Genomic DNA, 23,911 nt, shown 5'->3' on the forward strand with positions numbered 1-23,911 from the left:
GTTTCCGGTGTGCCGACGTTCAGGATTTCCGGGGGCCGGCGTCGTGGCGGGGGAGTCGGCGAAGTCCGTTGAGGATGGCCGCCAGTCCGAACTCGAAGTCCTCATCCGCTCCGGCCGCAGCCTGACGGAAGTGGCCGTCCGAGATGAGGGCGGACACGCGGGGGAGCCGAGCCGAAAAACGATGGGCGCCGATGCGGTCCACCAGCGCCTCGGGATCTGCGGAGCTGCCTTCCCGGGCGACGTCGCGCTCTGCTCCCGCACGGGCACGCACGTAGCCGTCGAGGAGGCCTGCGGCTTGGAGCGCCTGCCGCCCGCTCATGCCGCTCGGCTCCAGGCGCTCCAGGAGATTGTCCAGCCAAGCGAGCGCATTGGGTGCGAACGGTATGCGGATCCGCAGGTCAGTGAGCCAGGGGTGCCTCTCGTATCGCTGGCGCAGGGCCCGGCACCAGGCCGCGGCCGCCGATGCCCAGTCTTCCCCGGGACCGATGCCCGCCGGGGCGCCGAGAGCCTGGTCATGGACGATGACGTCGAGGTCATCCCGGGAATCCACGTATCGGTACAGTGCATTGGCCGTCACCCCCAGCCGTTCGGCGATCCGTCCCAGCGAAAGGGCTTCAGCTCCGTCGGTGTCGGCCAGCGAAATCGCCGACGCCGCGATGCCCGCAATGCTGAGCATTGCCTTGGGCCCCGGCCTGGTCTGCGGCTTGTCCTGCCCCCAGGCCTGGAGCACGCCCCTCGGCAGCGTGCCCTGCGGGTCCGTCTTCTCTACCATGCGTTCAGTCTACGACAACCGTATATGCTACGAACTGTTCGGGGGTCTCACGCTAAGGAGGTGGGCCAAGGACGGGACAATACTCTCGGAACCCGCTGCCTCCGGGGGGCTTCTAGGCCGAGAGCAGTTGGGGGAGGATGTGGTCGCGCAGCAGGGGAGAGAGGTCCTTGCGTGCGGCGGCTGCCGCCGGCTGCAGCCAGAGGAGCTCCTCAATTTCCGCCGCGGCCTCGGGCATCGGCGCTCCGGCCGGCAGGTCCAGGCTGAACAGCCCGGCGTCAATGAAGGTGTCCTCCTCGTTTGCCGCCGGTCCGTACCAGCGGCCCTCGGATCCGAGCTCCTCCGGAGCCACGTCGAGCCCCAGCTCCTCGCCCACCTCGCGGGCCGCCGCCTCCGCAAAGGTTTCGCCGGGTTCCAGTTTGCCGCCCGGCTGCATGAAACGGGAGGTACCGCGCTTGCGCACCAGCAGGATGCGTCCGGTGTCGTCGGTGACCAGGACCGCGGAGAGCCGCAGGACCGTCGGGGACTGCCCGTCGTAGCCGCCCTCCGGTAAAACGGCGCCCGCGGGCATGTGGGAGAGCCGGGGATCCTTCTGCAGGCCCGCCAGTCCGTTCCAGGAAAGGTTTACCAGGTGTGCTGCCACGGCGGCCTTGTCCGGGGTCCGTGTGTCCAGCCACCACTGGCCGGTCATGGCGACCATGCCCACCAGCATCTGTGCGTACATCCCTCCCACCTCGGCGCTCAGGCCGCGGCTGCCGAACTCCTTTGACAGGATGTGTTCCACATGGCGGGTGATCCGGGACAACAGGGTGGAGAATGTCCCCTCCGGCTGCGACGGCGGGGAGTCCCGGGTGAGGATCCGGAAGCCGTCCGTGTGGTTCTCGATGAAGTCCAGTAAGGCGTACGCGGCCCGTTCGAGGAGCACCCGGGGGCCGGCGTCGGCGCTGAGCGACTCGGTCATCACTTCCAGCAGGCGGCGGAACTCAATGTCAACAACCTCCGTGTAGAGGCCTTCCTTGGATCCGAAATGCTCGTAGACCACAGGTTTCGACACGCCCGCTGCAGCGGCAATCTCCTCGATGGTTGCACCGTCGAGGCCGCGCAGGGCAAACAGCCCGCGTGCCACCTCGATCAGCTGGGCGCGGCGCTGGACGCCGGTCATACGCAGGCGTGTGCCGCCGGCGGAAGTCTTTACCACCGGACCAGTGTACCCACGCGCCCCTGCCACCTCGGCGCCAACACAGCGGGCGGGGACTCAACTCGCGCACCCAACGGCTCCCGTGGCAGACTAAACTCTTGTGTGCGTGGCTAGCCAGGCAGACGATCCGCCCTGGTGTAATGGCAGCACCCCGGCCTTTGGAGCCGTGGAGTATAGGTTCGAATCCTATGGGCGGAACGCTGCGCGACGCCCCAGGAGAATCCTTTCCGGGGATCGGCCGCGCTTCGACAAAGACCGGCCGTACCACCGAGGAGCGCCATTTTCGTGACCACCAACGATGTCCGAACCAATGAGGCCTCCGCCGGCGCTTTGTCCGCGGTGATTGTGCTCGCAGCCGGCGCCGGAACCCGGATGAAGTCCCGGACCCCGAAAATCCTGCATCCCGTGGGCGGCATCTCGATGCTCGGCCATGCACTCGCCGCAGCCTCCGAGCTGCACCCCCGTTTCCTGGCCGTCGTGGTGCGCCACGAGCGGGACCTGGTCGCCGGACATGTCGCCGAACAGGCCCCCGGGGCCGTCATCGTCGACCAGGATGCGGTTCCCGGCACCGGCCGCGCGGTCCAGGTGGCGCTCTCTGCCTTGGACGCCGTCGCCCGGCTCGACGGCACCGTTGTAGTCACCTACGCGGATACCCCGCTGCTTGAGGCGCAGACACTTCGCAGCTTGGTGGCCGTGCATGAAACGGACGGCAACGCGGTGACCGTGCTGACCGCGCGGCTTACGGACCCGACGGGCTACGGACGGGTCCTGCGGGCAGCAGACGGGACAGTGACCGGAATCGTCGAGCACAAGGATGCCACTGACGAGCAGCGTGCCGTAAACGAGATCAACTCCGGCATCTATGCCTTCGATGCCGCGGTGCTCCGCAGTGCGCTCGAATCGGTGACCACCTCCAACTCGCAGGGGGAGATGTACCTGACCGACGTCCTGGGCATCGCCCGCGCGGCGGGCGGACGCATCAGCGCCGTTGTCACCGACGACACCTGGCAGGTGGAGGGCGCCAATGACCGTGTCCAGCTCGCTGCCCTCAACGCAGAACACAACCGCCGCAACCTGGATCGGTGGATGCGCGCGGGTGTCACGGTCGTTGATCCGGCCACCACCTGGATCGACTCGACAGTGACCCTCGCGGAAGATGTCACGGTGCTTCCGGGCACGCAGCTGCACGGTTCCACCAGCGTCGCCCGGGACGCCGTCGTCGGGCCGGATACCACGCTGACCAACGTGTCCGTGGGCGAGGGAGCTTCGGTGGTGCGGACCCACGGCAGCGATGCCGTACTGGGTGCCGGAACCAGCGTGGGACCGTTCGCGTACCTGCGCCCCGGAACAGTGCTGGGCGCCAAGGGCAAGATCGGAACCTTCGTGGAGACCAAGAACGCCGAGATCGGCGCCGGATCCAAGGTTCCCCACCTTTCCTATGTGGGGGATGCCACCATCGGCGAGCAGTCGAACATCGGTGCAGCCTCGGTTTTCGTGAACTACGACGGCGTAAACAAGCACCATACGACCATCGGTTCGCATGTGCGCATGGGCAGCGACAACATGTATGTGGCACCCGTCACGGTGGGCGACGGAGCGTACAGTGGAGCCGGAACGGTGATCCGCAAGGATGTCCCCGCCGGTGCCCTGGCAATCAATGTGGCGCCACAGCGCAACCTCGACGGCTGGGTGCTGGATAAGCGCCCCGGTACCGCCGCCGCCGACGCTGCGGCCGCCGCAGCTTCAGCCATCAGCACTTCTTCCTCCGAAACTGATTCCCCCACGCGAGAAAGCGATCATTAATGAGCAGCGAGATCACCGCACAAGGTGAAAAGAAGCTTGTCCTTGCCACTGGCCGGGCACACCCGGAGCTGGCGGAGGAGATTGCACGCTGTCTTGACACGGACCTGCTGCCGCTGGCGTCCTATGACTTCGCGAACGGTGAGATCTACGTCCGTCCCGGCGAGAGTGTCCGCGGTACCGATGCCTTCGTGATCCAGGCGCATCCGGCACCGATGAATAACTGGCTGATGGAACAGCTGATCACCGTGGATGCGTTGAAGCGGGCCTCCGCCAAGCGCATCACCGTGGTTTCCCCGTTCTACCCGTACGCCCGTCAGGACAAGAAGGGCCGCGGCCGCGAGCCCATCTCGGCGCGCCTGATCGCCGACCTGTACAAGACGGCCGGCGCGGACCGCATCATGAGCGTGGACCTGCACACCTCCCAGATCCAGGGCTTCTTCGACGGCCCCGTGGACCACCTGATGGCCATCCCGCTGCTGGCCGATTACATCCGCACCCGCGTGGATGTTTCCAATGTGACCGTCGTGTCTCCGGACACCGGCCGCGTCCGCGTTGCCGAGCAGTGGGCCGAGCGCCTGGGCGGCGCACCGCTGGCCTTCGTGCACAAGAGCCGCGACCTCACCGTCCCGAACCAGGCCGTGTCCAAGCAGGTCGTGGGCCAGATTGAAGGCCGCACCTGCGTGCTGATCGATGACATGATCGACACCGGCGGCACCATTGCCGGTGCCGTCCGCGTGCTCAAGGAAGCCGGAGCCAAGGACGTCATCATCGCCGCCACGCACGCCGTGTTCTCCGACCCGGCCGCCCGGACCCTGGCTGAATCGGGTGCCCGCGAGATAGTTGTCACCAACACCCTGCCCATCCCGGCCGCCAAGCGTTTCGACCAGCTGACCGTCCTCTCGATTGCCCCGCTGATCGCCCGGGCCATCAAGGAAGTCTTCGAGGACGGATCCGTCACGAGTCTCTTCGACGGCAAGGCCTAGGCGCTTACGGCACCCTGCTTACCCAACCGCCCGCCCGGGCCGCGCCTCACGGCCGTTCGGGCGGGCGGACTTGTGCTGGTAGCATGGAGACCGATGCCTAGGCGAGGGAGCGGCCCGGAGAACTCCGGACGAACTCCGTTATCGACGGTGGCTGGCAACTTCTGATCGTACAAAGGACCGTTATCCGGTCCGTACGGTGCACTGTTCCGAAACCGGCGCCTGAGGCAACCACGGAACACCACTTACAGGAGTAGCAATGTCTGAGCAGAAGCTCGCAGGAACCGCCCGCACCGAGTTCGGCAAGGGTGCCGCCCGCAAGGCCCGCGCCGCCGGCCAGATCCCGGCCGTCATCTACGGCCACGGCGCCGATGTCATGCACATCCTGCTGCCGGCCAAGGCCACCACGCTGGCCGTCCGCACCTCCAACGCCCTGCTGGAAATCGACGTCGACGGCGAGTCCCACCTGGCCCTCGCGCGTGACATCCAGCGCGATCCGATCAAGCAGATCATCGAGCACATCGACCTGCTGACCGTCCGCAAGGGCGAAAAGGTCGAGGTAGAGGTCAACGTCCACGTTGAAGGCGAACTGGAAGCAGGCGACTCCGTCTACAACCAGGAAGCCAACACCGTCCTGGTTGCCGCCGACGCCACCGACCTGCCGGAAACCATCGTGGTGAGCATCGAAGGCCGCAAGGCCGGCGAGCACATCTACGCCTCCGACCTGATCCTGCCTGCCGGCGTCGAGCTGCTGCTCGATCCCGAGACCATGATCATCAACATCTCCGAGTCCGCCGTGCAGGACCTGGGTGTTCCGTCCGACGAGCAGGTTGCCGTTGCAGCTGCTGAAGTCGGCGCCGAGGCGTAACCCACTTCCGGGGTCTGCTCCCGGTAACGGAGCCGTCCGGTTCTTAGCGAAGGAGCAGTACCCGCAGTGAACAGCAACACCTGGCTTGTAGCCGGGCTCGGCAACCCCGGGCCCGGCTACAGCCGTAACCGGCACAATATCGGTCAGATGGTCCTCGACGAGCTGGCCTCCCGGATGGGCGGAAAGTTCAAGACCCACCGGTCGCACGCCTCCATTGTCGAAGGACGCCTCGGGATCGGCGGACCGCGCGTAGTGCTGGCCAAACCGCTGACCTATATGAACCTCTCCGGCGGCCCGGTTTCCTCCCTGGCACGGTTCTTCGATATCGACCCCGGACACGTGGTGGCCGTGCATGACGAGATCGACATCCCTTTCAACACCGTTAAGCTCAAGCTCGGCGGAGGAGAAGGCGGACACAACGGTCTCCGGGACATCAGCAAGGCCCTGGGCACCAAGGACTACCTCCGTGTGAGGGTAGGCGTCGGCCGACCGCCCGGGCGCATGGATACCGCGGATTACGTGCTCAAGGATTTTTCCGGTACCGAGGCCAAGGAGCTTCCGTTCCTCGTCGGCGACGCCGCCGATGCCGTGGAGCTGCTCCTGTCCGAGGGCCTTACCACCGCTCAGCAGAAGTTTCACGCCACAGGCGCCTGACGTCACAGCTAGGTAGCGGCGGGGCAGATTGGAGTAGTTTTCCAGCGTCCCGAATGCCGGGTGACCATTGTTTCGGTTCGGTGACCGGGCCTAAAATGGAATCAGCCTCAAGGGCTCCCAAAGCGGGGCCGACGTCGGGAGGCCTCCGAGACTGGGCCACCCCCATCCCGGCGTCGGTCCCTTATTCATCCCGCTTTCGCCCCGGTCTTGTTCCCCCCAGTCTGACCGCCCTAGTCTGACAGTTAGCCTCGGTCTGTTATCCATGGCCCAGGTACGCACCTGCTCGACGCGCTCAGCGCGGTCGCGTCTAAATGCATGTTTTTGTATCTAGACGCCGCCCACATACGCGCGTATGCTCCATCCCACTGAGCAGTTGCTACCGATAGCCGCGGCATCCGGAGTCCGGATCCGTGCAGGCGTTGTGGGGGGCGTGGGCTGGCTGATGGAAAGTGTTTCACTTGTCGCCGGGCTAATCGGGCGAACTGAGCTTCTTGACGACCTGTGCTCGGCACTTACTGCCGGCGGTGCCGGAGCCGTTATCCTCGGTCAGCCCGGTGCCGGGAAAACTGCCGTGCTGCACGCAGTGGCGGACCGCCTCCGGGCAGACTTCCATATCATTCCGGTCCGCGGTACGGCCATCGCCGCCGGGACTCCTTACGGAGCCTTGGCCTATCTCATCAGCGGCCTGCCCGAAGGCGCGGAGCGGGATCCGCTTCAGCTGCTGCAGGAACTTAGCCGCTCCTTTGACGCCGAAGCACGGGAAAACCGCGTGCTGGTTACGGTGGACAACGCGGATCGGCTGGATCGATTTTCCATCATGGTGCTGTCCCAGTTGCTGCGGCGGGGAAAGATTGACGTGCTGGCGGCGGCGTCCCTCGACTGGGAAGCAGACCATGAGCTGGTGGGCCTCTGGAGCGAAGGCCTGCTGGAACGGGTCGACCTTGAACTGCTTACCGAGCGGGAGACCCGCCAGCTTATGCAGGAATTGCTCGGCGGTCCCGTTTCCTCCCTTGCCGCGGGCACAATGTGGAAGGAAACAGCGGGCAGCCCCCGGCTCATCCGGCTCATGACAGCTGCACAGGAGCGATCCGGGACCCTGGTGCGTCGGGAAGCGGTATGGGTCCGGACCGCTCCCTTTGTCCGCACCGGCGAGGTCAGCGAGGTTTTCGACACCGTGCTGGACCGGCTGGGTGCACACGAACGCCGGCTGGTCGAGGTCCTGGCGCTGTGCGTCAGCCTGCCTCTGTCCATCGTCCTGGAACTGGTACCGGCAGCCGCCGTCGAGGCACTCGAAGAGCAGCAGATCATCTCTGTTGGCGGCAACCCGCCGTCAGTGCGGCTCGGCGGCGGAAATCCGGGGTCGGTAATAGCGGCGAGCATGGCGCCCGGCCGGAGGCGGGAACTGTGGGAAGACATGGGAGTCCGGCTTGACCCTGCGGACATGGACGGCGAGGAACTGACCGGGTTCCTGGGCTGGGCGTTGTCCTGCGGGGAGGAGATCGGTCCGGGGGAGGCCCTCTTGGCCGCACGTGTGGCCAACGACCGTGCGGATGCAGCGGCCGCGCTCCGGTTTGTCCGGGCGGCGGCCTCGAAAACGCCCGGCCAGGAGATGGTTCTTGAAGAGGTCCGCGCCCTGCACAGTGTGGGCCATCTCGACAAGGCACTCCGCGTCTTGCGTGAAGCCGAGCCCCGCCTGGCCTCGGAGAAGCGCTCCAGCTTCGTGCCGTTGATGCTGCTTTACAGCTATACCCTGGCCCGTGTTCCCGGATCGGGAGACCCGCAACAGGCGCTTGCCGCGATAGAGGAGTCATGCCCGGCCGAAGGGGAACCACCAGAGCTTGAAGCGGCACTGGTCATGGCCCGCAGCGCACTGGCTGCGGACGGGGGGCGCCTTCCGCTGGTCCCGGAGCGGCTCGCCAGCCTTAGGGAGGACGGAAAACTGGGGCAGGCCACTCGGATGCAGGCAGCAGCGTTGTCCGCCCATGTCCTCGCCCTGGCCGGCCGGACCGATGAAGCACTGCACATCCTCGACCAGCTGGGGCCGCCGGAGAATTACGCGGTCAATGGCGGGAACGCCGGGGAAGCCTGCACCCGCATATTCGATACCTATGTCCTTTCAGGCGAGCTGGACCGGGCTGCAGATTTCGTCAAGGCCTTCGACGCGATCGGGGTCCGCCCCTCCTACCAGGGCAGCGCAGGTGAACTGGCCGTGGCCATCCTGGCTGCCTGGCAAGGACAGGAGGGCATGGCCCGGGATGCGCTAACCGGTGCTATCGGGCAGCTCCGCGTCCATGACCCGCAAGACATGCTTCCCCTTGCCCGAACCCTTACGGCCTATATCCATCGTGAGCGGCGCCCGGAAGCCGCCGAACTGCTTCGGCAGGCAGGCATCGGCAGGCAACATCCCAGCTACTTCCGGGGGTTCCTCCTCCGCTATTTCTCCATCCTGGCCGACGGCGCCGATGACGGAATCCGCGGCGGGCGCCTGCGCGCCGAAGCTGCGTCCGCGCACGCGGCAGGGTACGCGGCACCGGCGCTGCTGTTCCTGTCTGCAGCTGTTCGGGCCGGTGACAAGGACGCTGCCGCCGATGTGATCAGGGTGTCCAAGGAGGTGAGCGGAAGGTTCAGCGAACGGATGGCGGACTTCGCTGCCGGTTTGCTCAACGATGATCCGGCCCGGCTGGTCGCTGCGGCAAGGGGTTTCCTCGACTGCGGGCAGTACCTGCTCGCACGGGATGCCGCCAGGGCTGTCGAGCACAGCCTGGCAGAATGCAGCGCAGACGAGCGGAAAAGACTGGCCAAAACTGCCCGTGAAGTGGCAAATGCGAGCATGCGCCGCATGGAGCATTCCGGCGGCCGCGCAGAAACGCTGGCAGAACTGAGTGAATTCGAGGCAGATCTTGCGCATCGGGCGGTTACGATGGCCACCACCACGCAGATAGCCAGGGAACTGAACCTGTCTCCCCGAACCATCGAGTGGCACCTGGGAAAGATTTTCGCGAAGCTCCACGTCTCCGGCCGCATTGAGCTGTCCGAGATCCTGGCCTAGGGACCGACGGGGGGGGGATGGAATGCACGGGTTGAACGCACGGTCGCTGACGGGCCGGGACACCGTCCTTGCCTCCGTGCTGCAGAGCCTGCGCCGCCCCGCGGGCCACGGTGCCGCCGTGGCGGCGGAAGCCGGGCTTGGCAAAACCGCCCTGGCAACGGCTGTCGTCCAGGAGATGCAGGCCGAGATGCCCGTTTACTGGGTGTACTCCAGCCCTGCCCTGAAGTCCGTGCCGTACGGTGCACTGGCTGCGCTCCTGCCTGACCTGGCGCAAGGGCAGACGGGGTCTGCCCTTGCGGTGATGCGTGCCCTGATGGCCCGCATCATTCCCCAGGCACCCGCGGGGGGAGCACCCGCGGACCAGCCGGGTGCGGCACCGTTGGTGGTAGTTGACGACGCGCACGATATTGACGTCCCCAGCTTCGACCTACTCGTCCAACTCCTTGACGCCCGCCACATCAGGCTGCTCGTCCTCACCCGGTCCTTCCGGGACATTTCGGGCGTGCTGCCGCACATGTGGGACGGTCAGGTAACCCGCCACCACCTCCTGCCGCTGGACGAACTGGACGTCCTTCAGCTGTGCCAGCAGGAGCTCCAAGGCCAGGTCAGCACCACGGCCGCGGTTGAGCTGGCCCGTCTCACCGGAGGAAATCCCATGTACCTGCTCGCCTTCCTTGACGAGGCGGTGCGCAGCGGTTTCCTGGTCCAGCGGCAGGGGATCTGGGGAACGACGGAAAGCGAGACGCCCGTCGGCGGACGCGTGGGAGACCTCGTCAAGGCCCAGATCCGGGGTCTGGACCCGGAGGACCGCACGGCGCTGGAGATCATTTCGCTTGCTGAACCGCTGCCGCTGCGGCTTGCGTTCCGGCTGGGACTGCATGCCTCCGTGGACCGTCTTGCGGATTTCCTCCTGGTGGTGGTTTCAGGTGCGTCCGACGCCGGGCAGGTTGTGCGTCCGCTGCATCCGATCTATGGAGAAGTTGTCCGGGGGATGGTTCCGGCTGCCCGCAGTGCACGCCTGCTTAAACAGCTGCAAGCCGTGCTGGCAGGCGTGGACATCGGGGAGGAAGGGCAACTCCACCTTGTCTCGTGGTCCTTGGCACTCGGGGTGCAGGTCCCGGAGCAGGAGCTGTTGTATGCCGCGGAAACGGCAAACAACCGATCCGATCCCCGGCTGGCGCTGAGGGCTGCCGCTGCTGTCGGAAGAGGGGTGCTGCGCATACCGGCACGCATACAGGAGGCGCGCGCACTGCTGCTGCTCGGCGAAGCGGGCCAGGCGGCGGCAACGTTGGAGGGGACACTCGAGCAGGCACCGGACCTGCGCACCGTGAAGCAGTCGATGATGGTGCACGTCCAGCTGGCGCAGCAGTCCACAACCGGGACCGGCTGGGAGGTTCCCCTGGCCAGCCAGTGGAACCGCGCAATAGACCGCTTGTCCGGGAGCCAGCCGGCGCAGGCGGTTGAGGCGGCCCGCTGCGGGGCGCACATGCTCCGTCTTCTGTCCCGGGTTTGGGCGGGCGAATACGCCCAAACAGAACTGGAACTGGCGGAGGTACTCCGCAAGGCACGTGAAAGCGCAGACACCGAGGCAATCCTTTTTGCCGAAGCGATAACGGCCGAGGTCCACGTGGCGACGGGCCGGGCCCAAACCGCGCTTGAACACAGTACGACTGCCATGGAACTGTTACGGGAAGCCACTGCCGGTTCAAAGCTCTTTGGTCCGTTTATCCTGCACCGGCATCTCACCGCGCTGCTCTGGCTTGGGGAATGGGAACAACTGCAGCGGTCCGTTGCCTCCGCGGATTCACCCGTTCAGCGCGCGCTGCTGCATTCCGGCGGTGTCGCGGATTTTGCGATGGGCATGAGCCACCTGCGTTCCAATGCCCTGCACGAGGCCGTGAAGGATTTTTCCGCTGCAGTCCAAGCGTCGACCGGCAACGATCCCGAAGGAATCCTTCCGCTGTCCCTGGCGATGGGTTCCTTTGCCGCTGCGAGCCTTGGGCAACGGGAAGTTGCCGGACGGCTGCTTGCCGCTGCGGGAAGGACTCCGCCGCGGGGACCGGAGCAATACCGGCTTTTGGCCGAGGGTATTCTCGCCGGGGGACGGTTTGCGCTGGACGCCGACGGCTCCTACCTGCAAAAGCTTCGCGACACCGCCGCTGCGGCGCAGGAGCGTTCCTTCACAGCGGTGGAGTTCACGCTGCGCCACCTGTCCATGCGTCTGGGCGACTTTTCCGAGGCCGGCCGCCTGCTGAAGGTGACGGAGGGATTCGAGGGACCGCAGGCTCTGGTCATGAACCGGGTGACCCGAGCCGTCCTGGACCAGGACAGCGCTGCGTTGGTGGCACTGGCCTCGGACCCGGAGCCGGAACTTGACCTGCAGCTGGCCCGGCAATGCCTGCTCGAAGCCCAGCGGCTGGCCCGCAGGAACAACGACCGTGCCTTGTTGAACCGGATCCATCGGCTGACCGGACGGCACGGCGGCGGGAACCGCAGCATGCTTCCGGAGTTGACCCGGCGGGAGCGCGATGTTGCTGCGCTGGTCGCCGCCGGACAGCGCAACGCCGAAATAGCCAGCGCGCTGAACCTCTCCGTCCGAACAGTCGAAGGGCATATCTACCGCACGTACGAAAAACTGGGGATCAGCCGCCGGGAAGAACTGAGGGAACGGTTTCCCCTGCTTGACCGCCCCTCCGGAGGTTGGAACCGGCCCGCTCCGGCCGAGTAATTTCCGCCGGGAACACCAGTAGGTTTTACTCGGGCGCCGCCATTCCGGGGTTCGTAGCCTTGTGCATGTCACTCAAGGTTCAACCTGGTTACGGCAGCGGGTTTCCATCCGGTCCTGCCGCCCCGGTACCTCGGGTCCCACATACGGAGCCGGCGGCGTCGATGCCCTCTGAGACCGGGGCGTCCCCCCAGCCGCCGTCGGCTCCTTCCCGGGCGCATTCATGCGCCCGCACCAAAACCCCCACTATGCGCGTGACGCCAGCCCTGCACGACGCCGGTGAAGGAGCCGTTCGATGGAAGTTGCCGGACGCACCCTGACTGCAAGCAGCCGGAACCCCGGAAGTGAAACGGGAAACCAACTTGGCGAACCCCTCCTGGCGCAGGTCAAGAACGCAGTTGCAGGAGCCCTTGAAGCATTGTCCGAAGACCGGAGCGTGGTGGTGACGGGGGCCGCGGGAACAGGTAAGTCCACCGCGATGGCCGGTATCCTGGCCGGGCTCGGCGACCGCTACTCGGTGCTGCAGCTGCGCGGGGCGGCCTCGTGGGCCGAAAAACCCTTCGCCGGATTGTTCTGGCTGCTCAGCGAGCTGCCGCCTGAGGCACTGTCCGATCCGGTGTACGTACTCCAATTCCTCCGGCGGGTGTTTAAGGGCAAGGCTGCCGGACGGCGTCTTGTTCTTGCAATCGAAAACGTGGAGGACATGGATGCGGCAACCATCGCCGTCCTTCTCCAACTGTGCAGGACAGGCAGTGCCCTGATGCTGGCAACTGTCCGGGATCTCTCCGCCTGCACCAGCGAGTTCGTCCGATGGTGGTCCGAAGATTCAGTGCACAGGGAAGTCCTGGAGCCGCTGCGTCCCGGGGGAACCCGGGTGTTGCTCGAGGGATTGGCCGGGGGAACGGTTTCCAGCCGGCTGGTGGCCCAGGTACAGGCCCGGAGCCGGGGCAACCCACTGCTTTCCTCCGTGTTCCTGCGGGAACAGATGGACGCCGGGACAGTGGTCCGCCGGCGGGGAATATGGGTATGGACGGGGTCGGTGTCATATTCCGGCGCCCTCGCCGAGCGGGTGGAGGCGGAGACCGGCGGGCTGTCCACGGCGGAACGGTTCGCCGCAGACGTGCTCGCGGTCAGTGGCGCCCTTCCTATTCTTTTGCTCCTGCAGGTTGCCGATCCGCCGGCTGTGGAACGGCTTGAGCAGAATCTCCTGGTCTCCTCCGGATCAGCCGGTTTCCTTCGGTTCAAGGACCCGCTGCTAGCCGAGGCCGCGGCCGCACTGGTTCCGCCGGGCCGCGCCGCAGAGATCCGGTCCCGGCTTGCCTCGGTCCAGAGGCAGCAGAAAGCCGAAGACAACAGGGAGCCCTCACCTGCCGCGGAAATGGCTGCTGCACGGGTAGCAGCGCAGGAAGCAGGGAAATTGTCTCGCTCCGGCCGGTGGACGGAAGCCAGCGCAGCCGCGCAGGCGGGGCTGGAACTGGCGGACAGATGTGGAATAACCGGCCGCTGGCGCCGGGACCTCCTGTCGGAGCTGTTTTGTGTGTTCCTGCGCTGCGGCGAGCTGCGGCATGCGGCCGATGTCCTGGCAAAAACAGGCGAGGCAGTCGAGGGGATGGAGCTTCGAGGAGGCAATGACCTGTGCGAGGGCATTGTGCAGGTCCTGGACGGCCGCGCCGACCGTGCCTTGGACTCCCTGCAGCGGGCCGTCGCGCAGTTCGAGGCAGAAGGAACAGAGGACCTGGTTCCCCTCGCCGAATCGGCCGCAGCCTATGCCTGCGTGCTGCTTGGCGACGGCGATGCTGCCCGCGGCTACCTTACGGCGGCCGGCGCGGGCGCCCGGCAGCGTACGGGCGGTGCCAATGCTCCTTCCACGGATGCCGGCGCACGGACCTTCGACTGGGAAACCGCCCTCACCCGGAGCTTTTCCGGGTTGTGCGCCGTTTACGGCGTGACGATCCCCGGAGGCAACGGGGAGTTCACTACTGTCGCGGCACACGGCGGACCTGAGGGCCTTCCGGAGGCCATGCTGGTGTTGGCCGCTGCCGCGCTGCACGGCAGGCCTGGGGCAGCCGAGGAACTGCGGGAAGCAGCGGCCGGCTGCAGCGGGGAATCCGCGCAGATGTACCTGGAATTGGCCGAGGGGCTCACGGCGCTCCGACCCGCCAGCCTGCTCAGGGCAGCGGAGAGGGCGCACGGCCTGGGCCAGTATCTGACGGCACACGGGGCAGCCGGCGAGGCAGTCCGCCTGGCACGCGCGCAGTCGGACCGTGCGCGGCTGCGTGCAGCGCGTCGACTTGAGAACGCCAGTTACCGTTTGCTGCGGGCGGCCAACTCGGTTGCCGACCGGTTACCGGAACTGTCGGACTTTGAACGGGAGCTGGCGCTCGGGGCAGCAGCAGGGAAGAACAGTTCACAGCTGGCCGGTGGCCTGCACCTCTCGCCAAGAACAGTGGATTGGCACCTTGGCCGCATCTTTCAGAAACTACGTGTTTCGGGGCGGGCAGAACTGAGGGAGTGCCTCGAGGCGGAGCGCCCCCGTAACTGATGAGTCGCCCTTTGCCCAGTGTTGGCAGCGTTACGGGTGGTTTGTACGGAAAAACCACGTAGGCACGAGCTGCCCCGGCACTATATTTCCAAGTAACCCAAGTGGCATCACTAGGGAGTGCTACTCGTGTAGTGCACACCCACCCTTTCTACTCTGGTGCACGGCAGCAGGGCCGAGTCCTACGCGGAATCCGCACACCGATGGTGCCTGGATGTGACAGCTCCCTGCCGAACATGTTCCAGAACCGCTTGTACGTGAACCGAAGAACGTTAACCGACAGAAAACGGGTCTCAAAGTGCAGCCTCATGAAGATCAACCAGCCTTTCCCGTTCTAACCGCCGCCGATACGCCGGACGCGGCAGCGGGCACGGGCGCCCGACAGCAGGCCCAGCCCGCCGTCGTCGGCAGGGAGCAGGTACTGGAAGAAATACTGCGGAACCTGTCCGGGGGCGCGCAGGGAACCGGCTGCCTGCTTGTGGGGGAGGCCGGTATCGGCAAGACCGCCGTGATGCAGCACGTGCTCCGCAACCTGCAGGAAGACACGTACATAGTGCAGGTGCGTGGCTCGGTATTTGCGGGGCGGACACCGTTTGGCGCACTGACGTTCCTGCTCTCGGACCTGGATCCGGAGCTTTCCAGCCATCCGGTGATGATCCTGCGCGGCCTCACGCAGCTGGTGTCGGAACGTTCCGGCGGCCGGCCGGTGCTCCTGTCCGTGGACAACGCAGAGGAGCTGGACGAGTTTTCAGCCATGGTGCTTACCCAGATGGTGCTTAACCGCAGCGCCGGCATGCTCGTGGCATTCCGCGATTTCAGTTCGGCTCCGGCGGAATTTGCGGGCCTGTGGCGGGACGGCATCCTGGAGCGGGTGGATCTTGAGCCGTTGAGCGTCCCCGAAACCGCCGCTTACCTCGGTTCGCTGCTGGGCGGTACGGTCTCGCGGGCAGCAGCAGCCGCAGTCCACGACCACGCCGGAGGGAACCCGCATCTGCTGGCGCTGGCCCGAACAGACTTCCAGGATGCCGGGCGGCTGAAACTGCATAACGGCACGTGGATCCTTGCCCCAGGCGAAGAAATCCGCGGTGGGCGGGTCGCTTCAGCAGTCATGGGCAACCTCTCCGACCTGCCGCCCGCCCAGACCAATCTCCTCCAGTTGCTGTCAATGGCGCAGTCGCTCCCGCTGCCCGTGGTCCTTGCCCGGCTGGACAGTGCGGATCTGGACGCGCTGCAGGAAAAGGGAATCGTGACACTCGATGCCCGTCCCGTTGTTGACGTGCTGATCTCCAATCCCGTAGTGGCACGGTCGGTTCGGGCTAGCCTGACACCGGCGCGGCAGCGGCAGCTCTTTGAAGAACTTGCGCCGGCGCTGAACACCGGCCTCGTCCTGGATCCGCTCGTCCTGGCCCGCTGGCTGAGTGCCATCGGCGAAGCGCCGTCCTTGGAACTGGTGCTGCGGGCTGCGCGTCTTGCCACCGCCTCGGGGCAGCCGGAGACCGCTGTCCGGTTGCTTTCGGAGGTCACCGACGGTGAGGAAAGCGCCGGGGCCGTCGTCGAACTTGCACGTGCACGCACAGCCCAGGGCGAATACGGGGCAGCAATGGGGGTGCTTGCGCGCTTCCGCGGCAGCGAATCGGTTCCGTCCGGCCAGGACCGGATCCGACTGCTGCTCGCCGAGGGCAAGGTGATGTGCATTGAGGCCACCGGACTGCGCGATCCCCGCTCCGCGGAAACTCCCGCGGAGCCGGCCCGGATGCGGCATACGGATCTCTTTGAGCAGGCGGAACAGGAGATCGCTGACCTCCGAGACAACGGGGGAGATGTCGCCGACCTGGTCAGGGAACTTGCTCTGGCCCGCGCCGAATGCCATTCCGCTCACGGCCGGTTCGTCGCCAACGCCACCTACCTGGCTGACCTGGAGCTCCCCGACGCGGGCTTCAGGATACTGCGTGCCGCCTGGCAGGCCGAGGCATGGAGCATGACCAACCGCCAGGATGACGCCGTCGAGCAGGCAGGCAAGGTGGAGCGGCTGCTCCAAGGCACGGAGCTTACTGCCGGTACCCGTGCCCGCGTGGTCAGCAGGCTGCTGCACACCTACGCGCTCACCGGGGCGCTCCCCGCCTGCGAGCGGTTGCTGGAGCGGTCTGCTGCAGAGGGAATGGAGGGCACGTACGCGGAACTGGCTGAAGGTTTACTGCATGCCTTCGCCGGCAGGCCGGAACCGGCACTCGCCGCACTGACGCCCGGGGTCAGCCAGCTGACGGTTAGCGGACCCGCGGCGTTCCTTCCGCTCGCCGCTGCCGCGGCAGCGTACTGCCACGCCGTGGAGGGGCGGAGCGAGGAAGCGCGCCGGTACCTCCAGGTACAGCGCTCGGCGGCGGACGGCGGCCCTTGGACGGTTCGCCGCGGTGCCCGGCACTTCGCGGCCCTGACCGAAGCAGCGCTTGGATCCGAGACGGGCAGTTCCCGTTTTTCCTCGCTGGCAGCGCAGGACCACCGGCGGGGAGCGTACGCCTATGAACTGCTGGCCCGGTTCACCGCCATGAGGCTGGGCGATGAGGAAAGCCTGGATGACGTCCTCTCGGTGGCGGCCAACCTGGAAGGGGACTTCGCCTCATTGTGCGAGCTTTATGCCAAGGGGCTGGGCAACGGAGACGCCCAGGTATTGCTGCGGGCGTCTGAGGTAGCCGCCGGGGTCGGGCATGTGCTGCTGGCCCGGGAAATCTCGGAACACGCCTTGAGCATCGCCTCGGGAGCCGGGGACCGCGCCACCGTCCGTTTTATCCACCGCAGCCGCCGGGTGGCAGCTCCCGATTCTCCGGCCGAAGCCGCGGACGAATTCCTGGGAGCACTTACCGCCAGGGAACGCTCCATCGCCCGGAAGGCTGTGGCGGGCACCAGCAACAAAAAAATCGCAGAGGAACTGGGCATCTCGGTCCGGACAGTCGAAGGGCATCTCTACCAGGTGTACTCCAAACTCCATGTGGGAAGCCGACGGGAACTGGCCCGAACAATTGCTGAGCAGTCAGGGGCGAAGAAATGACGCACTGGGGACAGGGGCGCCGGTTGTTCGGCCGCGAACGTGAACTTGCAGAGGTGACTAACAGGCTCTTGGATCCGGGGCTGCGCGGCGTAGTCCTGCTCGGAGCCGAGGGGATCGGGAAGTCCTCCCTCGCCGAACTGGCGGCTGAGCGCCTCAGCTCCATCATGGTTCCGTATTATGTCTGCGGGTCCCCGGTGTTGTCCCGGATGCAGTACGGCATCCTGTCCACCTATCTGGGTTCTGCCACGGCTGCAGAAATGGAGTCCCCGCTCGCGGTCCTGCGGACGGTGCGGGCGCATTTCCAGCGGTTGACGGAAACCAGCGGTATGCAGTCCCTGCTGGTGGTGGATAACGCCCAGCACATCGACGAGGCCAGCGCGCACCTGCTGACCCAGCTGGCCATGTCCGGAGAACTGCGGCTGATGGTCATTTCCCGCGCCCGGGCACCGCGGATACATGAGTTGCTCTCACTGGCCCGGGACGGTCTGCTGGCCCGGATAGACCTGGGACCGCTGTCCCGGCACGCCGTTCACGAGTTCTGCGTCAGCGCCCTCGGAGGCCCCGTACTCCAGGCCTCGAGCACACTGTTGAGCCGGATGTCCGGCGGCAACCCGCTGTACGTGAAGGAACTGTTGACCCGGGCCCAGCGGCAGCAGCGGCTTCTCGAAGTGAACGGTGCCTGGTACCTGGGGAAAGAACCCGACAGCCTCGACACCTCCCTGGTGGATCTGGTCAAGGGCATGCTGGCTTCGCGCAGCCCCGCAGAACGCAATGTCCTGGAAACGGTGGCGCTCGCCGAACGGTTGCCGCGGGCCGTTGTATCGGCGGTGTCCGACGACGACGCCGTCCGCTCGCTCTTGATCGACGGGATCCTGGAAATCCTGCCGGACCGGGATGAATCCGTACATCTGGTGCAGCCGCTGCATGAGCAGATCATCCGCAGCCTGGTTCCGGCCGCCCGCAGCTCCGAAATCCGTGCCCGGGTCCTGGGCCGCTACGAGCCCGGATCCCTGCTGGATACGGTGCAACCGGCCGGCCTGGATACCCTGCTCAGGTACGCGGAGTGGGCCCTCGACTGCGGCGAACGGCTTTCCGCCGAGGAGCTGCTGGCGGCGGCGCGAGCGGCAAACGGAATGTGGGAGGCAGCACGCGCTCAGCGTTTCGCTGCCGCCGTCCACCAGCCTGCCTTCCGTAAGGCCGCAGAAGTGGAGCTTGCAGTTTCGGCTGCCGCACAGGGCAGCTACGGACGCGCCCGAACCCACTTGGAAGCACTCAAGACGGGTGCGGGTGAGACCTGGGATCAGCGGAGCCTGCAGCGGGCTGCCTTCACAAGTGCGCTGATGCTCCGCCAGAGCAACGTGGACGCCGAGGAATTGAATGCCCTGGCACAGCGCTGGACCGACGTGGCAACCGGAATGGCCGCAAGGGAGATAGCGTCCGCCGGCACGCCGCCGGGAGTATCCGCCGGTGCTGGAGTGCTCACGGCCGCCGCACTGGTGCTCAAGGGGGACTACGCCGAAGCCCGCACCCGGCTGGCCGCCCTCGCCGGCGACGAGGAAGAACCCCGGTCTGCCGACGACGTCGAGCGGGCCGTGATCATCCACGCGCTCTATGCGGAAGTCCTGGGGGCATGCGGCGACGTGGGACCGGCACTGAAACAGGCGCAGGCCGCCGCGAACCTCCTCGCGGGCAGTGCCGGCCGGTTCCGGAGCTATGCCGGGTTCGTTTTTGTCCGCCATGCCCTCGCCCTGCTCCACGGCGGCCGGTTTGTCCAACTGGAACAGCTGATCGCCAAGATGCACACCGGACCCCAGTACCTGCTGACCGTGCTGGGAGGGACGTTGGGCGTTTTCGAAGCCGCCCTCGAAATCCACCGGGGGAGATTGCACGAAGGACTGCAGAGGCTGCGCCCTGCCGTGGAAGCGCTGCGCGACAAGGACCCCGAGCTGATGCTTCCCTACGCCCTCGGCTTGGCCGGCTACGCCTCGACGGTGGTCGGAGACGGAACTCCTGCCGCCGGGCCGGGCACCCAGGTATCCGCCGCAGGCTACCCTGGTCCCCGGCATTTGTGGCTCACCGCGCAGGCTTATGCGGCGGCTGCTGAGGCCTCCCAGTCCACCGAGGGGCCGACTTCCGGCAGGCTGGCGGTTCTTGCCGCCGAGGCCCGGGCGGCCGGGCTGCGCAGCAGCGAAAAGGACATCCTGGAACTGTGCCTTGCCGTGGGGGACCTGACCCAGGTGGGACGGCTGGCCGAGCTGACGGCGGACTTCGAGGGCGCAGAAGCCCAGGCCCTGCACGCCTATGCCGCGGCAGTCGCCTCCGGTAATCCGGACCGTATGGTTGCCGCCGCCGAGGACGCGATCGGAGCACAGAAGTACCTGGTGGCCGTGGAGAGCATTGGCCACGCCATCCGCTTCTACGGAAACCATGGAAACCTGCGCCGGCAGCGTGCGCTTATCCAGCAGCTGCGGCGGCGACGGGAGGAACTGGCGGGAGTAACCGTCTCCTACCTGAGTCCGTCGCTGCACCTGGTCCGGCTCACCCGACGGGAACACGAGATTGTGGCATTACTGTTGTCCGGGGCAACCACCAAGGATATTGCCGGCCACTTCACACTGTCCCAGCGGACCGTGGAGGGGCATGTGTACCGGATTTACGTCAAGCTGGGGATCAGCCGGCGGGCGGATCTGGAATCTGCCTACCGCGCCCTGGAACCGGGCCCCCGAACTGCGCCTCTGCTGTAATCGACCGTCCGGAAAGCCACGGTCGGAGCGTGCCGGTATGCGCACACGTAGAGGTACCGAGTACAAGACAGGTACTGCCGTTTGTCAGGGCGAGATCAGCCCGCTGACTTGAGTATCCGTTACGCGTGTCCGCCCTGCATTGCCGCTCCTAAATTGATGTCAGTTGGGTAGACGTTGATTTGGGAAAAGGGACGCCGGTCTCGGTCTGGGGGGAAAGATGGGCACTCGTCTGTTGCCGAAAGAACGCCGTCGTAAGGCGGCGAACGCTGTGCCCGCCGAGGCAAGACACAGGGCAGCCGAACGGACGGTATCCGAACGCAAGGCGCCAGATCTGGTGCATTTTTCCGCCACCGGTCCTCCCGGCGCGCATTCCGACGGCTCCGTTATGGCGCAGGTCCGCGGAGCAGCTGAAACCGTCCTGCCGGCGCAGCCTTTTGTCTTTCCGAGTTTCACCACTGCCAAGCCGTTCAGCAGGACCGGGCGTACCAGGAGCGCGGCAGTACTTTGGAACCGCCGTTACGCCCGAATCCTTTCGGTCTGTGACGCACTGATTGTCTTCGCTGCTGTCTTTGGCGGCTATCTCGTGCGGTTCGGGCTGGAGCCCGCCGTACTGCCGGTCGGCGTGTTCGAGACCAGCTACCTGGTGGTAGCGGCGGTCACGGGCTGCGCCTGGCTGCTGGCACTGTCTGTCTACCGGACCCGGGATAAACGAATAACCGGAATGGGCACCGACGAATACAAGCGGCTGGTGAATGCCACCGTCGCCCTATTGGGCGGGCTCGCCCTTGCCTCAGTCGCTTTCCAGTTCGACCTTGCGCGGGGCTATTTCGGCTTCGTGCTCTTCGCCGGCACTGCCGGGTTGGTCTGCAGCCGGTGGTTTCTGCGGCAATGGCTGGCCGGCCAGCGGCAACGCGGCCGCTACCTCTCGAAGGTGGTGGTTCTGGGCAGGCCGCGGGACGTCCGCTACGTCACCCACCAGATCGGGAGGAAGTCACGGGCCGCCTACCAGGTGGTGGGGGTGGCGCTGACCGGAAAGCCGCGGACCTGGCTGGAAGTAGACGGCACGCGCGTTCCCGTGGTGTCGGATGAGCACTCGGTGGTCGACGCCGTGCGGCGCGTGGGTGCCGACGCCGTCATTGTCGCGGGTCCCACCAAGGGCGGCAGCAAGTATGTACAGGAGCTTGGCTGGCAGTTGGAGGAATCAGCCACGGAACTGATCCTCACCACAGGACTGACCAATGTAGCCGGCCCACGGATTCACGCCCGCCCGGTGGAGGGACTGCCCCTGATGCACGTCGAGCTCCCGCAGTACGCCGGTGCCCGGCATGCCATGAAACGGACCCTGGACATAACCCTCTCCGGGCTGGCACTGCTGGTGCTGTTGCCGGTCTTCATCATCCTGTCCGTGCTGATCAAAAAGGACAGCCCCGGTCCGGTTCTCTTCCGCCAGGAACGCGTAGGGCGGGGCGGCCGGAAGTTCCTCATGTACAAATTCCGGTCAATGGTGGAAACCGCCGAAGATGATCTTGCCGGACTGCTGGACCGTAATGAGGGAGACGGCCTGCTCTTTAAAATGCAGCACGACCCGCGGGTCACCGACGTGGGTCGATGGATGCGCAAGTACTCCCTCGATGAGCTGCCCCAGTTCTGGAACGTATTCGTGGGCCACATGTCCCTGGTCGGCCCGCGGCCGCCCTTGCCCCGCGAAGTGGCCCGGTACGGCAACCGGGTGCACCGCCGCCTTTACATCAAGCCCGGCCTCACCGGTATGTGGCAGATCAACGGGCGGTCGGAACTCAACTGGAAAGACGGCGTCCGGCTGGATTTGTACTACGTCGAAAACTGGTCGCTTGCCGGAGACCTCATCATTCTCTGGCGTACGGTGCAGATGCTCCGCCGGCCAGTCGGCGCCTACTAGCGCGTGCCCGCCGGCTTCGGCTGGTCTCCCCAAGAAGAAAGCGGAAACCATGGAATCTTTCGTTACCGGAGCCGGTGCACCACGGCTGGTCGCCTCCTCCCGGGGGGACTGGCCCAGGCAACCCCGGCGGATGCCTCGGAGGCCGCACAATGCTGCGGCCTAAGCCCCGACCGGTAGGGGAAAACGCCGGCGCTGTCATCGATTTGTCCAAGGCACCCGGTTCCAAGGAATCCTGGGGAAAGCCACTGTATGTGGTGGCCCTGTGGTCCGCGTGTGAACTGGTCTTTGTCACGAACCCGTGGCAGATCAGTTCCCGTCTGCGGGTCGCTGTGCTGCGGGCCTTCGGGGCTGAGGTTGCCGACGGCGTGATCTTCCGTCCGCGCACCCGCGTCAAGGCACCGTGGAAGCTCCACATCGGTCCCCGGTCCTGGATCGGTGAAGGCGTGTGGTTCCACAACCAGGACGACATCTGGATCGGAGCCGACGTCGTCATCTCACAGGAAACGTTCCTGACCACGGGCAGCCACCGGGTCCGTACCGACATGGGGCTGGTGACCAGTCCCATCCGGGTTGACGACGGCGCCTGGGTCACGTCGCGCTGCATGGTGCTGGGAGGAACCCGAATCGGGAAGTCCGCAGTCATCCAGCCAATGACCGTGGTCAAGGGGACGGTCCCGCCGGGACAGGTCTTTGGCAGCGCCGTCGGACCGACCGGGCTCGGGGAACGGTTCGTGTCCGCCGCGGAGAGCAGCAATGCGGAACGGAAATCTTCGTGAGGGCCGCAGCCGGGTACCCGCTATGCGGCGCGGACTTCGCGCAGGGCGTCCTCCAGCAGCGGAAAGATCTTCCCCGCCAGGTAGTCATGGCCAAGGTCCGTGGGATGGACACCGTCCTCACTGATCAATCCGGTGTTGTCGCCGGCGAACCAGCCGGCCGCCAAGGCATCAACGTACCGGACGTCTTCCTCGCTGGCGGCCCGAGCCATGGCCTCGTTGTTGGCCTGGATGAAATCCGGAGCGGTGTCCTGGGGCCAGACCGGTCCGACGGCGACGATGCGGGCCCCCGGTGCACGGTCCCGGACGTCCGCGTACAGCGCCTTGGCGGCAACGTACATGGCATCGTCCGTCTGGAGGCCGTCATTCCTGCTGCCGAAAACCAGGACGACATCCGTATCCTCCCTCAGCCGGAGAGTGGCAATCTCCCGGAAGGTCAGACCTTCGATGCCGCGGGCTATGTAGCCGGACCCTGGCTGCGCCATGACGTTCAGTTCGACCGTATCGCCGCGGTCCGTGAACCGGGTGCCGACCAGCCGGGTCCAGTTAGCCGCCCCGCGGCCGCCTTCCACGGAACCCGCCGTGAAGGAATCGCCCAGGACATCGATTTTGACCACCGAATCTGCGAAGACCTCGCCTGTGCCGGGGCCTCCGGAAGACGGGCGCGGGGAAAGAGCCCGGCTGGTCTCCGGGGCCTGGGAAAGCGCGTACGCCGAGACCAAGCCGGCAGTCACGGCAAGGACCAGGAACCAGACGAACTTCCGGCCCTGCCGTCTCCTCCGGGAACGGCGCTTGGATGTGTGGCGTCCATGTCGAGTAGGCATTCCTGAATCGTAATCGAATAATCC

14 protein-coding genes, 1 tRNA gene and 1 pseudogene are annotated in these 23,911 nt (G+C 66.1%); 12 read left to right on the forward strand and 4 right to left on the reverse strand.

Features of this window, described 5'->3' with window-relative positions; all coding sequences use genetic code 11:
* Positions 1-19: 19 nt before the first annotated feature.
* From N2L00_RS04455 to N2L00_RS04465, 3 genes and pseudogenes are all read right to left on the reverse strand, one after another.
* Positions 20-772, reverse strand: a complete 753-nt coding sequence (locus N2L00_RS04455; RefSeq protein WP_255863442.1) for a TetR/AcrR family transcriptional regulator — start codon at positions 770-772, stop codon at positions 20-22.
* A gap of 112 nt (positions 773-884) precedes the next feature.
* Positions 885-1,340 (reverse strand): NUDIX domain-containing protein, encoded by a 456-nt coding sequence (locus tag N2L00_RS04460; protein ID WP_255767265.1) that lies wholly within the window; start codon positions 1,338-1,340, stop codon positions 885-887.
* Positions 1,341-1,346: 6 nt separating this feature from the next.
* Positions 1,347-1,931, reverse strand: a pseudogene (locus N2L00_RS04465) (TetR/AcrR family transcriptional regulator); the annotation flags it as partial.
* A gap of 162 nt (positions 1,932-2,093) precedes the next feature.
* Here N2L00_RS04465 and N2L00_RS04470 point away from each other — a divergent pair.
* The 12 genes from N2L00_RS04470 to N2L00_RS04525 all read left to right on the forward strand — a co-directional run bounded on the left by N2L00_RS04470 (position 2,094) and on the right by N2L00_RS04525 (position 23,066).
* Positions 2,094-2,165, forward strand: a tRNA-Gln gene (locus N2L00_RS04470).
* A gap of 87 nt (positions 2,166-2,252) precedes the next feature.
* Entirely contained in the window at positions 2,253-3,770 is a 1,518-nt protein-coding gene (glmU, locus tag N2L00_RS04475; RefSeq protein ID WP_255767019.1) for a bifunctional UDP-N-acetylglucosamine diphosphorylase/glucosamine-1-phosphate N-acetyltransferase GlmU, read from the forward strand.
* Positions 3,770-4,753 (forward strand): ribose-phosphate diphosphokinase, encoded by a 984-nt coding sequence (locus N2L00_RS04480; protein ID WP_255767020.1) that lies wholly within the window; start codon positions 3,770-3,772, stop codon positions 4,751-4,753. Before glmU ends, N2L00_RS04480 begins: the two co-directional genes overlap by 1 nt.
* Positions 4,754-5,009: 256 nt before the next feature.
* A complete protein-coding gene (locus N2L00_RS04485; RefSeq protein WP_255767021.1) occupies positions 5,010-5,618 on the forward strand; it encodes a 50S ribosomal protein L25/general stress protein Ctc in 609 nt (202 codons plus the stop codon).
* A 66-nt stretch (positions 5,619-5,684) separates the two neighbouring features.
* Positions 5,685-6,272 (forward strand): aminoacyl-tRNA hydrolase, encoded by a 588-nt coding sequence (pth, locus tag N2L00_RS04490; RefSeq protein WP_255767022.1) that lies wholly within the window; start codon positions 5,685-5,687, stop codon positions 6,270-6,272.
* Positions 6,273-6,714: 442 nt separating this feature from the next.
* A complete protein-coding gene (locus N2L00_RS04495) occupies positions 6,715-9,321 on the forward strand; it encodes an AAA family ATPase (RefSeq protein ID WP_255863441.1) in 2,607 nt (868 codons plus the stop codon).
* A 31-nt stretch (positions 9,322-9,352) separates the two neighbouring features.
* Entirely contained in the window at positions 9,353-12,049 is a 2,697-nt protein-coding gene (locus tag N2L00_RS04500) for a LuxR family transcriptional regulator (protein ID WP_255767024.1), read from the forward strand.
* A gap of 292 nt (positions 12,050-12,341) precedes the next feature.
* Entirely contained in the window at positions 12,342-14,588 is a 2,247-nt protein-coding gene (locus tag N2L00_RS04505) for a LuxR C-terminal-related transcriptional regulator (protein WP_255767025.1), read from the forward strand.
* Positions 14,589-14,883: 295 nt separating this feature from the next.
* Positions 14,884-17,628 carry a LuxR family transcriptional regulator gene (locus tag N2L00_RS04510; RefSeq protein WP_255767026.1) on the forward strand — a complete coding sequence of 915 codons (2,745 nt, stop codon included), beginning with the start codon at positions 14,884-14,886 and terminating at the stop codon, positions 17,626-17,628.
* The gene (locus N2L00_RS04515; protein WP_370647065.1) at positions 17,625-20,372 is read left to right on the forward strand and encodes a LuxR C-terminal-related transcriptional regulator; all 2,748 of its coding nucleotides are present in this window, start codon (positions 17,625-17,627) and stop codon (positions 20,370-20,372) included. Before N2L00_RS04510 ends, N2L00_RS04515 begins: the two co-directional genes overlap by 4 nt.
* A 334-nt stretch (positions 20,373-20,706) precedes the next feature.
* Entirely contained in the window at positions 20,707-22,290 is a 1,584-nt protein-coding gene (locus tag N2L00_RS04520; protein ID WP_255767029.1) for a sugar transferase, read from the forward strand.
* A 149-nt stretch (positions 22,291-22,439) separates the two neighbouring features.
* The gene (locus N2L00_RS04525; protein ID WP_255767030.1) at positions 22,440-23,066 is read left to right on the forward strand and encodes an acetyltransferase; all 627 of its coding nucleotides are present in this window, start codon (positions 22,440-22,442) and stop codon (positions 23,064-23,066) included.
* A 20-nt stretch (positions 23,067-23,086) separates the two neighbouring features.
* Here the strand turns inward: N2L00_RS04525 and N2L00_RS04530 are convergent, their stop codons facing one another.
* The gene (locus tag N2L00_RS04530; RefSeq protein WP_255767031.1) at positions 23,087-23,887 is read right to left on the reverse strand and encodes an SGNH/GDSL hydrolase family protein; all 801 of its coding nucleotides are present in this window, start codon (positions 23,885-23,887) and stop codon (positions 23,087-23,089) included.
* Positions 23,888-23,911: the final 24 nt, after the last annotated feature.

This window comes from Arthrobacter sp. zg-Y1171 (genome assembly GCF_025244845.1).
In the GTDB taxonomy this organism is placed as follows: Bacteria; Actinomycetota; Actinomycetes; order Actinomycetales; family Micrococcaceae; genus Arthrobacter_B.